This is a genomic window from Polaribacter sp. KT 15, assembly GCF_900143115.1.
GTDB lineage: Bacteria > Bacteroidota > Bacteroidia > Flavobacteriales > Flavobacteriaceae > Polaribacter > Polaribacter marinaquae.
Genome location: NZ_LT670850.1, coordinates 1 through 14,344 on the forward strand (window position 1 = coordinate 1; position 14,344 = coordinate 14,344).

Annotated in this window: 14 protein-coding genes and 1 tRNA gene; 9 read left to right on the forward strand and 6 right to left on the reverse strand. The window is 27.3% G+C overall.

Features of this window, described 5'->3' with window-relative positions:
- The first annotated feature begins 77 nt into the window (after positions 1 to 77).
- Positions 78 to 701, forward strand: a complete 624-nt coding sequence (locus tag B5464_RS00005) for a response regulator transcription factor (RefSeq protein WP_079736669.1) — start codon at positions 78 to 80, stop codon at positions 699 to 701.
- Positions 702 to 712: 11 nt separating this feature from the next.
- Here B5464_RS00005 and bcp read toward each other — a convergent pair whose 3' ends face one another.
- Positions 713 to 1,165, reverse strand: coding sequence for a thioredoxin-dependent thiol peroxidase (gene bcp / locus B5464_RS00010; RefSeq protein ID WP_079736670.1), 453 nt, complete (start codon positions 1,163 to 1,165; stop codon positions 713 to 715).
- A gap of 121 nt (positions 1,166 to 1,286) precedes the next feature.
- Here bcp and nth point away from each other — a divergent pair, with 121 nt between their 5' ends.
- Positions 1,287 to 1,949: an endonuclease III gene (nth, locus tag B5464_RS00015; RefSeq protein WP_079736671.1), complete on the forward strand. Its 663-nt coding sequence runs from the start codon at positions 1,287 to 1,289 to the stop codon at positions 1,947 to 1,949.
- A gap of 35 nt (positions 1,950 to 1,984) precedes the next feature.
- Here the strand turns inward: nth and B5464_RS00020 are convergent, their stop codons facing one another.
- Both B5464_RS00020 and B5464_RS00025 read right to left on the reverse strand, forming a co-directional pair.
- Complete coding sequence (locus B5464_RS00020) at positions 1,985 to 2,608, reverse strand: SDR family oxidoreductase (protein ID WP_079736672.1); 624 nt, start codon at positions 2,606 to 2,608, stop codon at positions 1,985 to 1,987.
- Between the two features lie 304 nt (positions 2,609 to 2,912).
- Positions 2,913 to 3,500, reverse strand: coding sequence for an RNA polymerase sigma factor (locus tag B5464_RS00025; protein ID WP_077809404.1), 588 nt, complete (start codon positions 3,498 to 3,500; stop codon positions 2,913 to 2,915).
- Between the two features lie 212 nt (positions 3,501 to 3,712).
- Here B5464_RS00025 and uvrA point away from each other — a divergent pair, with 212 nt between their 5' ends.
- From uvrA to B5464_RS00060, 7 genes are all read left to right on the forward strand, one after another.
- Positions 3,713 to 6,505 (forward strand): excinuclease ABC subunit UvrA, encoded by a 2,793-nt coding sequence (uvrA, locus tag B5464_RS00030; RefSeq protein ID WP_079736673.1) that lies wholly within the window; start codon positions 3,713 to 3,715, stop codon positions 6,503 to 6,505.
- Complete coding sequence (locus B5464_RS00035) at positions 6,506 to 7,606, forward strand: MauE/DoxX family redox-associated membrane protein (RefSeq protein WP_079736674.1); 1,101 nt, start codon at positions 6,506 to 6,508, stop codon at positions 7,604 to 7,606.
- Positions 7,607 to 7,737: 131 nt separating this feature from the next.
- Entirely contained in the window at positions 7,738 to 8,829 is a 1,092-nt protein-coding gene (locus B5464_RS00040; protein WP_079736675.1) for a hypothetical protein, read from the forward strand.
- Between the two features lie 87 nt (positions 8,830 to 8,916).
- Complete coding sequence (locus tag B5464_RS00045; protein WP_079736676.1) at positions 8,917 to 10,953, forward strand: sensor histidine kinase; 2,037 nt, start codon at positions 8,917 to 8,919, stop codon at positions 10,951 to 10,953.
- Between the two features lie 6 nt (positions 10,954 to 10,959).
- Positions 10,960 to 11,802, forward strand: coding sequence for a metallophosphoesterase (locus B5464_RS00050; protein ID WP_079736677.1), 843 nt, complete (start codon positions 10,960 to 10,962; stop codon positions 11,800 to 11,802).
- Position 11,803: 1 nt separating this feature from the next.
- Entirely contained in the window at positions 11,804 to 12,559 is a 756-nt protein-coding gene (locus tag B5464_RS00055; RefSeq protein WP_079736678.1) for a LytTR family DNA-binding domain-containing protein, read from the forward strand.
- A 36-nt stretch (positions 12,560 to 12,595) separates the two neighbouring features.
- Positions 12,596 to 13,048 (forward strand): helix-turn-helix transcriptional regulator, encoded by a 453-nt coding sequence (locus B5464_RS00060; protein ID WP_079736679.1) that lies wholly within the window; start codon positions 12,596 to 12,598, stop codon positions 13,046 to 13,048.
- Here the strand turns inward: B5464_RS00060 and B5464_RS00065 are convergent.
- From B5464_RS00065 to bshB1, 3 genes are all read right to left on the reverse strand, one after another.
- On the reverse strand, positions 13,037 to 13,363 hold the full coding sequence (locus B5464_RS00065) for a hypothetical protein (protein WP_079736680.1): 327 nt from the start codon (positions 13,361 to 13,363) through the stop codon (positions 13,037 to 13,039). The two genes, B5464_RS00060 and B5464_RS00065, sit on opposite strands and share 12 nt — an antisense overlap.
- A 125-nt stretch (positions 13,364 to 13,488) precedes the next feature.
- A tRNA-His gene (locus tag B5464_RS00070) sits at positions 13,489 to 13,564 on the reverse strand.
- A 53-nt stretch (positions 13,565 to 13,617) separates the two neighbouring features.
- Positions 13,618 to 14,334, reverse strand: a complete 717-nt coding sequence (bshB1, locus tag B5464_RS00075) for a bacillithiol biosynthesis deacetylase BshB1 (protein ID WP_079736681.1) — start codon at positions 14,332 to 14,334, stop codon at positions 13,618 to 13,620.
- Positions 14,335 to 14,344 lie beyond the last annotated feature (10 nt).

A 14,344-nucleotide genomic window follows, 5' to 3' on the forward strand; every position in this document is an offset into this window, starting at 1 on the left:
AGTTTCTCAGTTAAAAGGAACCTTAAATATTATTTCTGATAAAACCGGAAGTACTTTTAAAATTGAAATTCTTGTAAATGATTAAAAGTCCAATAAATATAGTAATTGCTGATGACAATCGTTTTTTTTGCGATGCATTAAAAGATAGTTTAAATTTTCATGAAGAATTAAATGTAATACAAACGTTTAATAATCTTGATCATTTAATTTCTTTTACATCATTAAACAACTTTGACGTTTTAATCTTAGACGTAAATTTTAATGGAAAGAGTTCTTTAGATTTCTTAAATGAAATTAAAAAGAATAACAACTTTAAAATCATTGCTTTAACAACCATGAATAACAATTATATTAAAAATAAAGCAATAAGTAACGGTGTAGATTTTTTTGTTGGAAAGGATGAAGATTTAGAAAATTTTAAAGAAGTTATTCTTACTTCTTTTATGAGTAAAACCGTTAAAAAGAAAAAATCTTCTTTTAAAGTAGAAATCGATAATTATAAGTTTACCAAAAGAAAATTAGAGATTTTACAAGCATTATATGATCATTCGAATAAAAAGGAAAAAGAACTCTCTGCAATCTTAAACATTACAGAAAGTTCTTTAAAATCTCATAAAAGAGAGCTTTTTGAAATTACGTTAACAAAAAGTACACCAGAATTAATAAAATTCGGTATTCAAAAAGGAATAATAATTACCTAAAAAGGTACTCATTATTCTAAAATTTGGGCTGCATGTGCCTTTGTTTTTACCTTTGAAATTACATCTTCTATAACACCATTTTCATCTATAACAAAAGTGGTTCTATGAATTCCGTCATACTCTCTTCCCATAAATTTTTTAGGTCCCCAAACATTAAAAGCCTCAATTACTGCTTTATCTTCATCTGCTAATAGAGGAAATGGCAATTCATTTTTATTGATAAAATTTTGTTGTCTTTTTGCAGAATCTGCGCTTACACCCAAAACATCATAGCCATTGCCTAAAAAAGTTTGATAATTATCTCTTAAATCACACGCTTCATTAGTACAACCTGGTGTACTTGCTTTTGGATAAAAAAATAGAACTAATTTTTTACCGCTGTAATCTGATAATTTAATTGTGTTACCTGCATTGTCTTTAGCTTCAAATTCCGGAGCTTTGTCTCCTATTTTTAATGATGTCATTTGTCTTGAAATTTTAGAATATAAAAATAACAAGTTTTTTACTTTAATTATTAAAAAAAGTAAAGTAATACTAAAGAATTTACTTTTAACTTTTTTTAACTTTACATTTTATCTATTATTTATGACAAAGCAAGAAAAAGTACAATTTGTAATTGATACACTTCAAGAAAAATATCCAGAAATCCCTATTCCGTTAGATCATAAAGATCCGTACACACTGTTAATTGCTGTATTGCTATCTGCACAATGCACAGACGTTAGAGTAAATCAAATTACACCATTATTGTTTGCCAAAGCAGACAATCCTTTTGATATGGTAAAAATGTCTGTTGAAGAAATTAAAGAAATAATAAGACCTTGTGGTTTGTCTCCAATGAAAAGTAAAGGAATTTACGGTTTGTCTAAAATTTTAATTGAAAAATACGATGGCGAAGTTCCTCAAAGTTTCGAAGGTTTAGAAGAATTACCTGCTGTTGGTCATAAAACTGCAAGTGTTGTAATGAGTCAAGCATTTGGTGTACCCGCTTTTCCGGTAGATACGCATATTTTAAGATTGATGTATCGTTGGAACTTAAGTAACGGAAAAAGCGTTGCACAAACAGAAAAAGATGCAAAAAGATTATTCCCAAGAGAACTATGGAATGATTTACATCTTCAAATTATTTGGTACGGAAGAGAATATTCTCCTGCTAGAGGTTGGAATTTAGATAACGACATTATTACAAAAACAATTGGTAGAAAAACAGTTTTAAACGAGTATTATAAAAATAAAAAAACACCTTAAAAGGTGTTTTTTTATTTTTATTTAACTGTAATAATTTAATGAGGAACTGCTTGACCAATTAAGGTTTCACCTTCTATAATTTCGAAAGTTTTATTAATTGCGGCTGTATCATGTAAAGATCTAACTAAAGTTTGTGCTACATCATCTCTTGTAATTTCACCAGATTTATTAAGTTTTCCACTTAGTTCAATTTTTCCTTTTCCTTTTTTGTCAGTTAAAGATCCTGGTCTAACAATAGAATATGTAAGATTACTTTCTTTTAAATAAACATCTGCATTGTGTTTTGCTTTTAAATATTCTTGCAAATCATCTGCTTGCTCAGGATTGTCTGCTCCCATAGAACTTAACATTACAAACTTAGATACGTTTTCTTTTATTGCTGCATCTATCATTCTTTTAGCTCCTTCTTGATCTACTTCTACTACTTTTTTACCACCAGAACCAGCGGCAAAAATAACTTTGTCTATATTTTTAGTTGTAAAAGAAACATCTTCTTCTAAATCTGCTAAAACAGTTTTAATATTTTTATCTTCAAATTGCTTTTTTTGTTCTTCTTTTCTAACCATAGCAATTGGATTAAAATATTGTGATGTTTCTAATAAATTAACTATTTTTTTTCCTGTGGTACCATTTGCACCTGCTACTAATATGTTTTCCATGGGTGCAAGTTAATTAGATATTAGATTTTGTATTAACTCATTTCATTTTTTAAATAGTGCATATAAAAAAAGCCCCAACGTTAGTTGAAGCTTTTTCCACTCTTAATTCAAATTCAATTCAATGAAGTTATTTGATTTTGTTTTTTCAATTCGTAGAGATTTGGAAAAATTAATCAAAAATTGAACTGTTTCTTTTTTTGGTTGCATCTGATAATCAGAAGACTTTTTAGAGTAAAGTTGCATCATATAAATTATTTAATATATTGGTTTCTAATTTAATAACGACGCATTTTAAACTTTATTGTTAATTCACCAAAATAATTTTATGTTTATCTATTAGCTTACGCATATTTATTAAAGCATATCGCATTCTACCTAAAGCTGTATTTATACTTACGCCTGTATTTTCGCTTATTTCTTTAAAGCTCATATCTTTATACATTCGCATAACTAAAACTTCTTTTTGCTCTTGTGGTAACTCATTAACAAGCTCTCTTACATTATCGTAAATCTGTTCTTGTATAATTTGTTTTTCCGCATTTAAGCTACCGTCATGCAAAACAGAAAAAATGTCAAACTCATCAGTATTTTTAAATGAAGGCATTCTATTATTCTTTCTAAAATAATCAATTACTAAATTATGAGCAATTCTCATAACCCAAGGTAAAAACTTTCCTTCTTCATTATAATTTCCTTTTTTTAAAGTTCTAATTACTTTAATAAAAGTATCCTGAAAAATATCTTCGGTTAAATCTTTATCTTGTACCTTACTGTAAATAAAGCTAAAAAGGCGTTGTTGGTGTCTGTTGATTAAAATAGCTAAAGAGGCTTCTTTACCTTTAATATAATCGCTTACTAAAATGCTATCTGAAATTGTATTAGTACGTATCATAATTACTTATAGAAAAGCCGTTAGTGCTTTTCTTATTATTATTTGTTAATAATTTTTAAAGTAATTTTATACTATATACGTCTAATTTTGTGAGGTTTATATTACAAATATGAATATTTTTTATTTAAAGTACAAACTTTTTACAAAAAAGATTTTAGTAATTTCTAAATGAGGTAATTTTTTGGTAATTTTATAGCTTATATTTTTGATACATGAAGACAGATATTTCAGCCGTAAATCCTAAAGAAAACATCATTATAAAAGGTGCTAAATTGCACAATTTAAAAAATATAGATGTTGTAATTCCTAGAAATAAATTAGTAGTTATTACAGGTCTTTCTGGTTCTGGTAAATCTTCTTTAGCTTTTGATACCCTTTATGCAGAAGGACAAAGGCGTTATGTAGAAAGTTTAAGTTCTTATGCAAGACAATTTTTAGGTAAATTACACAAACCTAAAGTAGAGTATATTAAAGGTATTGCACCCGCAATTGCAATAGAGCAAAAAGTTAACTCTACAAATCCAAGGTCTACTGTTGGTACAAGTACAGAAATTTACGATTATATAAAATTATTGTTTGCCAGAATAGGTAAAACCTTCTCTCCTATTTCTGGTAATGAAGTTAAAAAAGATACTGTTTCGGATGTTGTAAATTTTATTAAAAAATTTAACGACAACACTAAATTACTTTTGCTTGCACCTGTAACTATAGATGAAAACAGAGATTTAAAAACCGTTTTACAAGTTTTAGAGCAGCAAGGTTATGCAAGACTTAAATGGAATGATAAAGTATATAAAATTGCTAGTTTTCCGCAAGAAGAATTTAAAAATGAACCTTTACTTTTAGTTGTAGATAGAATTGTAAAAAAAGATGATGAAGATTTTTACAATCGATTAGCAGATGCTATACAAACTGCTTTTTTTGAAGGAAAAGGTGTTTGTTTTGTGGAAAATTTAGAAGATAATAATGTTGCAGAATTCAGTAATAAATTCGAATTAGATGGCATTACTTTTTTAGAACCGAACACACATTTATTTAGCTTTAATAATCCATACGGCGCATGCCCAACTTGCGAAGGATATGGAAATGTAATTGGTATCGATGAAGATTTAGTAATACCAAACACAGGTTTATCCATTTTTGAAGACGCTATTTTTCCTTTTAAAACACCTGCTTATGTTCATTATAAAGAAGATTTAATAGAAGTTGCTTACAAATTTGACATTCCAATTCACAAACCTTGGTTTGAACTTTCAGACAAGCAAAAAGAGTTGGTTTGGAATGGTAATAGTTCTTTTCACGGAATCCATCATTTCTTTTCTGTTTTAGAAGAAAAAAGTTATAAAATTCAGAATCGTGTAATGCTTTCTCGTTACCGTGGCAAAACAAAATGTACAACTTGTAATGGCAAGCGTTTAAGAGAAGAAACTAATTATGTTAAAATCAATTCTAAAAACATTTCAGATTTAGTTGCTTTGCCTTTAGACGAATTGGCTTCTTTTTTCAAGGAAATTAAACTGAATAAATATGAAGAAAAAATAGGTAAAAGACTGCTTACAGAAATTAACAACAGATTGCAGTTTTTAACTAATGTTGGTTTAAATTATTTAACAATTAACAGAACTTCTAACACACTTTCTGGTGGAGAAAGTCAGCGAATTAATTTAGCAACATCTTTAGGAAGTTCTTTGGTTGGTTCTATGTATATTTTAGATGAACCTAGTATTGGTTTACATCCAAAAGATACAGAAAGATTAATTGGCGTTTTAAAAGATTTAAGAGATTTAGGTAATACTGTAATTGTGGTAGAACATGACGAAGATATCATGAAAGAAGCAGATTATATTATTGATATTGGTCCGGAAGCAGGAACTTACGGAGGAAATGTTGTTGCTGAAGGTAATTTTGATGAAATTTTAAAATCTGATTCTTTAACAGCAAAATATTTAAATGAAGATTTAACAATCGAAGTTCCTAAAAAAAGAAGAAAATCAAACAATAAGATACAAATTCTTGGCGCTAGAGAAAATAATTTAAAAAATGTTGATGTTACATTTCCTTTAAATTGCCTATCTGTTATTACAGGGGTTTCTGGTTCTGGTAAAAGTACTTTAGTTAAGAAAATTCTGTATCCAACAATGCAAAAAAAGTTAGTTGGTTATGGCGATAAAATTGGGCAACACACAGATGTAATTGGTAATTTTGACACCTTAAAACATGTAGAATTTATCGATCAAAATCCTATTGGTAGATCTTCTAGATCTAATCCTGTTACGTATATCAAAGCCTATGATGATATTAGAGCGTTATTTTCAAATCAGAAATTATCTAATATCAGAAATTACAAACCAAAACACTTTTCTTTTAACGTAGAAGGCGGTAGATGTGAAGTTTGTAAAGGTGAAGGTGAAGTTACAATAGAAATGCAATTTATGGCAGATGTGCATTTAGAATGCGAAACTTGTAACGGTAAAAGGTTTAAAAAAGAAGTATTAGAAGTTAAGTTTGATGGGAAATCTATTGATGATATTTTAAACCTAACTATTGATGATGCTGTTGCTTTTTTTACAGAAAATTTAGTACCAAAAATAGCCAACAAATTAAAGCCATTACAAGATGTTGGTTTGGGATATGTAAAATTAGGACAATCTTCTTCTACTCTTTCTGGCGGAGAAGCACAACGAATAAAACTAGCATCGTTCTTAGTTAAAGGAAACACAAAAGACAAAGCCTTGTTTATTTTTGATGAACCTACAACTGGTTTGCATTTTCATGATATTAAAAAACTATTAGCTTCTTTTAATGCTTTAATAGAACGCGGACATTCTATTGTTGTAATTGAGCATAATATAGAATTGATAAAGTGTGCAGATTACATCATAGATTTGGGCTTAGAAGGTGGTAAAAATGGTGGTCAACTTATTTTTGAAGGTACGCCAGAAGAATTGGTAAAAAATAAAAAATCGTACACTTCTAAATATTTAGCAGAAAAATTAAATATATAAATGATAACTAATATAACTAACGAACAAAAGGTAAATTATGTTAGAATCCTAGCTATTTTAGGGGTTTTAATATTGATGATATATGCTCCTAAATTATGGATTACCACAAAAGTTTTTCCTGTAATCCCTTTGTTTGATTGGTTACCTATTCCTACAAATCCTTTAGATTATATTTTAGCTGGAAGTTTTTTTCTTTTACAAATTGTATATATTTTTCAAAATAAAAGATGGCAAGGTCTTCTAATTCTTGCATTATATATTTACCTTTCTTTAGTCGATCAAAATAGACTACAACCCTACTTCTATCAAAGCTTTCTAACAATTTTAGCAATTGAAGTTTTTCCAAAGAAAACAGACTATAAAAAAGTTCTTTATGCAGTTATTTTAGTTTTTTTTGCAACTTATTTCTGGAGCGGAATTCAAAAAGTAAATGGTGAATTCTACATTCAATGGTTAAGTGCCTTAGAAAAGCATTTTAGCTTTTTACCGCATATATTATTAGAATACTTTACATACGCTGTACCTTGGTTAGAAGCATCTATGGGAGTTTTATTATTGTTTAATAAAACCAGAAAATTTGCCGTTTTATTTATTTTATTAATGCATGCAACAATAACATTTTTGTTATTTTACTTAGGCTACGGTTACAATGTTGTACCTTGGAATATCCAAAATATGTTATCAGTTTTTATCATATTTTGGTCTTTAAAAACAATAAATTTTTCAGATTTCTTTATCAAATTTTTTAACAAACAAAAAGCGGTTATTTTAGTTTTTACAATGTTATTACCATTGGCAAATAATTTAACTGGTTTTTACGATAATTTGTTATCATTTCATTTTTTTACTGCAGATTTAAATTATTACAATATTATTCTTAGTGAAGAATTAGAAGATAATTTACCAGCACACATTCAAGATTTTTATCGTTACAAAAACGGTAAAGCCTATTTAAATATGAATGAATGGGCTCAATACGATAATAAAGTATTATTTTATCCAGAAGAAAGAATTATAAATTATATGAATTCTTATTTAAAATCTTTTGCTAAAAACCCTAATCAAGAAGGTTTAACAACACTAAAAATCTACAATCATTAACAGGTTTTTATTGATATTTACATTTTAATTTACGAATTCTAATTGATATCTCACGAATTCTAAAACAGCTAAAATTTAAGCTTTCTTCTAAACTACTTTTACAGTGTAATAACACTAAAAAAGTAGAAATCATGAGAAACATTTTAAGAAAAACATTCGTTGTATCGTCTTTAATAATAGCATCTAGCAGTTTTATTAGTTGCGATACATCATCAGAAAAAAAAGCATCAGAAAATTTAGCAATTGTAGAAACATCTAAAGAAATTACAGAAGAAAACACTGATATCACTTACAAAAAACCGATCGTTTTTATTGCTGGTTTTGATAAAGGAAATGAAACTTTTTATAAAGATGCCAGAAAATATTTCACAGAAGAAGGTTTAAAGGTAATCGATGGTAAATATTCTTTAGAGGAAATTATTTTGTGGCTTAACGAAAACGGAAACAATCAACCTTACAGCGAAATTCATATTGTAAATAAAAGCAATCCTTTTAAAGGTATGAATTTAGAAACTGTGGTTAGAGGTGATAAAATTACTTCAGAAACTTTAAGAAAAACAATTACCCAAGGTAGTTTACCTAAACTAGAAAATGTAGTAAATACCAATTCAAAAATTATATTTCATGCTTCAGGTTTAGTAGAAAATAAAGAACTTTTAAAAACACTAAAAGATGCTTTTTACACAAAAAACAATCCAAAAGTTGTAGCATCTCCTTATCACACAATTTTTGGCGGTCGATTTTCCAATCATTATTTAGCACAACCATATTATGTATTTTATCCTACTTCATATTCACCTGGTAAAATGGATCTTTCTAAAGAAATTGGAAGAAAATATCCAGAAGAAAAAGATATTGATTGGTATGATGCATTAAATAATGAAGAAGAAAGATATGTTGGAGAGCCTTATACTACACAGTTTTCTATACCAATTAAGTGGGAATTTGATTATTATAATACAGACAATGAAATGCCTAAATTTAAGTCTGTAGATGAATTAAAAGATTGGATTGAAACACAAGAAGATTTAATGTATGATATCGAAAAACACAACGTATCGATAGATAAATTTAGATGGAATTGGTCTATAAAAGCAAGTAAATTAGTAATTAGAGGTAGAACAACAGGTTTGTGTGTTTTAAAGCCACTTGTAAAACCATATGGCGAATTAGAACATGTAAAACCAGATACTAGCAACAAGCGTTTGTATGCTTTAAAATAAAGTGAATTAGAGAAAGTAGTTGTAATAAACGTCATTACCCAAAATTTAAAATGGTGTAATGGCGTTTAAATTAGTAAGTTTGTTCTAATGAAAAAAAGCATTGTTAATTTAATTATTTTTAGAAAATTGTACTTAAAAAAAGTACTATTAATTCTAATAGTATGTTTACCATTTAATGTTTTTTCACAAGATTCCATTTTCGAGGAAATTTCAGCTTTTAAAAATTTCGATAATTCTTCAATTTTAGAAATTACTCAAGACAACAACCAAACAATTTGGTTAAGAACTAACAAAGGTTTACTAAATTACAACGGAAAATTTATTTCTAATCGTTATAAAAATAGGACAATTAAATCAAGTTTAAGCACTGCCCTATTTATTAATAATGATTCAGTTTTTATTGGTAACAGTAAAAACCTTTCTTTAATTACAAAAAGTAATATTTTTTCTTTTGAAGCTAAAGGTGTAAACAAAATTTTTAAGCACAAAAACATATATTATGTTGCCTCTAACCACGGTATATTTTATTTTAATAAGAATTATCTGCAACCATTAAAAACTACTTATAATCTAGATTTTTCTGTAATAAACGATATCATTTTTTATGATAATAATTTTATAGTTGCTTCTAATAGCGGACTTTGGGTTTTATCAGATTTATTTAATCCAGAAACAATTACACTACTTTCAAAAGGAAATTTTAGTACTTTTAAAATGTATCAAAATAAATTATTTGTTTTAAAAAATAAGCGAACTATTTTTCAGTTAAAACCGGATAATCAATTAATAGAAAAGTATACTTCTGATGAAAAATTTAATTACGAAGTTGTTACCGATAAATTGTATTTGTTTTCTAAACAAACTGGTATTGATGTTTTGAATGCTGAAAACTTCATTTTTGAAAAAAGAATTAATAAATACAATAGTAATATCAATTCGAATGTTATAACAGCTATTTTTGAAGATTTTGAAGGTAATTTATTTTTAGCAACAGAAAATAGTTTTTACATTCAGAAAAATAAAGAATCGCTTTTAAAACCGAATTTATATATTGATAAAGTTTTAATTAATTATAAAAGTTTAGATACCATCAACTTAAATAATTACCAAAAAAAATTAAACTTAAATTCATTTAGTAATAATATTTCTATAACTTTAAATAGCAATGTATTTTCTTCTGATAAAACTATAGAATATCGCTATAAATTGGGCGATAAATTTTCTCCTTGGCAAGCAATAAACCAAATAAATTTTGCCAATTTAAAACCTGGTGGTTATCAATTTGTTGCAGAAGCAAGATTTAAAAATAATAAAAATAGTAGTTTTAAAAGCTTTACTTTTATAATTAAAAAACCAATTTATCAAGAAGTATGGTTTTATATTATTTGTGCGATTGTCTTTCTTTTAATTGCAATATTCATTTTAGAAATGCATTTAAAAAAAGTAAACAAACGCAATCATAAGAAAATTAAAGACTTAGAGTTGAAAAATCATTTGCAAACTTTAGAGCAAAAAGCTTTACAGTTACAAATGAATCCTCACTTTATTTTTAACGTTTTAAACGGAATTAAAGCATTAGGTAATTCAGAAAAAAAACAAGAGTTAAACGAAACAATATCTAGTTTTTCTGTACTTTTAAGAAGTGTTTTAAACAACTCTAGATTAGAAGAAATTAGTTTAAAAGAAGAAATTACAACTTTAAAAAATTATTTAAAATTAGAACAACAAATGAGTTCTAAGAATTTTGATTTTTTTATTGAAGAAAATTTAAACGGGATTGATGCCGAAGAAATTTTGATTCCGCCCATGTTAATGCAACCCTTTGTAGAAAACGCAATCAAACACGGAATTTCTAAAATCAACAGAAAAGGAAATATTCTTATTACTTTTGATGTAAAACAGGCCTTTTTACATTGTTCGATAATAGATAATGGTATAGGAATTTACCATGACACAGCTAATAAATCAGAAAAAAAACATACTTCTGTGGCTTTTAAAGTAACAAAAGAAAGAATAGAAAACCTATCGAAATACAATGTTTTTACTGCTAATGAAATTTTTAAAGAATCAAATTGTATCGGAACAAAAATTTCATTTAAAATTCCTATAAAAACAGATTATTAAATTAAAATGGAAAGAAGAAAATTTATAAAAAATTCACTTTTAGGTGCTGCTGGCGCTAGTTTAATTGGTGGTTTATATACTTGGCAAGTAGAGCCTTTTTGGTTAGAATTTGTTCATGTAAATATGCCTATTAAAAATTTACCAGATCATTTAGAAGGTAAAACGCTAATGCAAATTAGCGATATTCATGTTGGTAATAAGTTTAATTATAATTATGTAATCGAATCTTTCGAAAAAGCTAAATTATTAGAACCCGATTTTGTAGTGTACACTGGCGATTTTGTTTCTTATGAAAATGAAGAGCAATTAGAACAATTACAAACTGTTATGAAATCTACAGTTAATGGAAAGTTAGGAACTGCCGGTGTTTTAGGGAATCATGATTATGGTGGCGATTGGGTAGAACAACATGTTGCTGATGCAATTACTAATGTATTAGAAGAAGCTGGAATTACAATTTTAATAAATGATGAAAAAGAATTTGATGGATTGAATATTATGGGAATTGATGATTATTGGGGATTAAATTTTGATCCCACAAAAATTACTTCTAAATATGATGCAAAAAAAGCAAATATCATGCTTTGTCATAATCCTGATGTGTGTGATTTGGATGTTTGGAATAATTATAAAGGTTGGATTCTTTCGGGTCATACTCATGGCGGACAAGTGAAACCTCCTTTTTTAAATCCTCCAATTTTACCCGTCGAAAATAAAAGATACAACGCTGGTGAAATAGATTTATTCGACGGACGAACATTATATATTAATAGAGCTTTAGGTAATTTATATCAAGTTCGATTTAATGTAAGACCAGAAATTACAGTTTTTAAGTTATCGAAATCTTAAAATGAATAGACTTACTACCATATTAGTAGAAGATAATTCTTTAGCTTTAGAAATGTTAGAATCAGATATTTCTAAGTATCACAAAGAAATAGAAATTATTGGTACTGCAAAATCTGTTGTACAAGCAGCAAAACTTCTACGTAAAACTAGACCAGATATTCTCTTTTTAGATATTATGTTGGGCGACGGAACAGGTTTTGATATTTTAGAAATTTTTCCTGATTTACAATCAAAAATCATATTTGTAACCGCAAGTGATGCTTACGCTATTAAAGCTTTTAAATTTGCTGCTATAGATTATATACTTAAGCCTTATTCTAATGAAGATTTAGCCAATTCAATTAAAAAAGCTAAACAGCAAATTCAACCTAAAAAAGAGCAATTACAAGTATTAAAACAAGCTATAAACGAACCCAATACTAATTTAGAACAGATTTCTTTACATACATCAGAAAAAATTATTGTTGTAAATATTAAAGATATTATTCGTTGTAAGTCAGACAATAATTATACTACGTTTTATTTAATTGATAACCAGAAAATTTTAGTATCAAAAACCTTAAAATTTTATGCAGATTTATTAAAAGATATTGGTTTTTTAAGAGTACATCAAAGTCATTTGATTAACACATTTTATATAAGAGAGTTTATAAAATCTGATGGTGGTTATTTAATTTTAACTGATAATTCTAATATTCCTGTATCTGTTAGAAAAAAAAATGAAGTAATAAATCTTCTTAAAAATCTTCATTTGTAGTATTTTTTCACTACATTTACATATAAATAATTTGTAATGAAGGTAAAAGATAAGGAAAGGGCAGACCGAATAATCGAAATTTATAATGATGTAAGTTTAAATCAAAGAAAATTTGCAGAATTAATTGGTGTATCTCAACAATTGGTAAGTGCAGTATTAAATTATAATAAAAAACCAAACGAAACCATCCTTTTTGCCATTATAGATAACATTACAAGTGTAGACCCAATATGGTTATTAACAGGTAAAGGAAAATATACAAATAACTATGTCCCCCAAAATATAGTATCTACCCCCATAGATACATATATTTCAAACATAGTAAAGGAGCGCTTTGATAAAATTACTAGTGAAATGAATCAAAGATTATCAAATATTGAAGAATTAATTTCTAAAACTAACGCAAAGAATATCTTGAGAAGAATTGATCAAGACAATTCTAAATTGGTATCAGAATTAAAAAAAGATACTAAAAACTTAGGAAGCTAACCCTTTAATATTTGATACCGCTTCTAATTTAAATTGAATTAGGTTTATTAAAAAATATAGAGTTTCAGATTTTTTTAAATCATTATAATAATTTAAAACTTCTATAGATTTTAAAGTTGCCTCTTTGTAGGTTACGGCATGTTGTTCTACTGGTACTTCTTGTTCAAATAATAAAGAAAAATAATCTATAATATTGTTAAAATAAATTCGATCTTCATCTTTAACAGTTAATTTAAACTTCTCTAAAAAATTAACAATTGAATCTAATCCTCCAAAATCATTAATTTTTTTAACCATTTTTTGTTGTAAAGTCATAATTTCAGTTTTAGTTTGGGAAACTAAATTTACAAATTCAACAGATAAAAACCTAATTTTTAATATTTTATATAAATTTTTAAGCACAAAAAAAGCTTCTTATTTCTAAGAAGCTTTCTATTTTTGGGTGGAAGACGGGACTCGAACCCGCGACACTCGGTACCACAAACCGATACTCTAACCAACTGAGCTACAACCACCATATAATTGCGGGTGCAAATATAAAAATATTTTTTAATTTAAAACAACAAAAACTAAATTAATTTATCTAAATTTTTAACAGCAACGTAACGTTCTGAGGTAAAACCTTCTGCGTGATCTACTCCTATCAATCTTCCTAAATCTCTTGCTCTATAATTTATACTATCTATAAAATTTTTACTAGTAATTGGCGTTTCTGGCTCTTTACTGTTCGGATCAAAGAATTGAGATCCATAAGCTAAAACTGCTTCGGTTTTCTTTTCTATAAAACCAGTAATATCAATTACAAAATCTGGTTCAATATTTTTCCATTGAATGTAATGATACACTTGTTTAGGGCGCCATTTCTCTTGAATTTCTCCGTCAACAGTAGTTTCAATTTTTATTAATCCGCTTAAAAAACAAGCATCAGAAACCAATTTACTTCCTTTACCATGATCGATATGTCTATCATCAATAGCATTACATAAAACAACATCTGGCTTGTATTTACGAATCATTTTTATAATTTCTAGTTGATGTTTTTTATCATTAATAAAAAATCCATCAGAAAACTTTAAATTTTCTCTTACAGAAACACCCATTATGTCTGCAGCTTTGTTTGCTTCAATCATTCTTAATGCTGCAGAACCTCGCGTACCTAATTCACCTTGAGTTAAATCTACAATTCCTACTTTTTTACCTAGCGAAACTTCTTTTGCTATCGTTGCACCACAACCTAACTCTACATCATCTGGATGTGCTCCAAAAGCTAATATGTCTAATTTCATTCTTTAAATT

What these genes read in the sequence shown, in the direction of transcription:
- B5464_RS00005 (WP_079736669.1), top strand. Translation starts at nt 78, where the DNA reads ATGATTAAAAGTCCAATAAATATAGTAATTGCTGATGACAATCGTTTT.
- bcp (WP_079736670.1), bottom strand. Translation starts at nt 1,165, where the DNA reads ATGACATCATTAAAAATAGGAGACAAAGCTCCGGAATTTGAAGCTAAA.
- nth (WP_079736671.1), top strand. Translation starts at nt 1,287, where the DNA reads ATGACAAAGCAAGAAAAAGTACAATTTGTAATTGATACACTTCAAGAA.
- B5464_RS00020 (WP_079736672.1), bottom strand. Translation starts at nt 2,608, where the DNA reads ATGGAAAACATATTAGTAGCAGGTGCAAATGGTACCACAGGAAAAAAA.
- B5464_RS00025 (WP_077809404.1), bottom strand. Translation starts at nt 3,500, where the DNA reads ATGATACGTACTAATACAATTTCAGATAGCATTTTAGTAAGCGATTAT.
- uvrA (WP_079736673.1), top strand. Translation starts at nt 3,713, where the DNA reads ATGAAGACAGATATTTCAGCCGTAAATCCTAAAGAAAACATCATTATA.
- B5464_RS00035 (WP_079736674.1), top strand. Translation starts at nt 6,506, where the DNA reads ATGATAACTAATATAACTAACGAACAAAAGGTAAATTATGTTAGAATC.
- B5464_RS00040 (WP_079736675.1), top strand. Translation starts at nt 7,738, where the DNA reads ATGAGAAACATTTTAAGAAAAACATTCGTTGTATCGTCTTTAATAATA.
- B5464_RS00045 (WP_079736676.1), top strand. Translation starts at nt 8,917, where the DNA reads ATGAAAAAAAGCATTGTTAATTTAATTATTTTTAGAAAATTGTACTTA.
- B5464_RS00050 (WP_079736677.1), top strand. Translation starts at nt 10,960, where the DNA reads ATGGAAAGAAGAAAATTTATAAAAAATTCACTTTTAGGTGCTGCTGGC.
- B5464_RS00055 (WP_079736678.1), top strand. Translation starts at nt 11,804, where the DNA reads ATGAATAGACTTACTACCATATTAGTAGAAGATAATTCTTTAGCTTTA.
- B5464_RS00060 (WP_079736679.1), top strand. Translation starts at nt 12,596, where the DNA reads ATGAAGGTAAAAGATAAGGAAAGGGCAGACCGAATAATCGAAATTTAT.
- B5464_RS00065 (WP_079736680.1), bottom strand. Translation starts at nt 13,363, where the DNA reads ATGACTTTACAACAAAAAATGGTTAAAAAAATTAATGATTTTGGAGGA.
- bshB1 (WP_079736681.1), bottom strand. Translation starts at nt 14,334, where the DNA reads ATGAAATTAGACATATTAGCTTTTGGAGCACATCCAGATGATGTAGAG.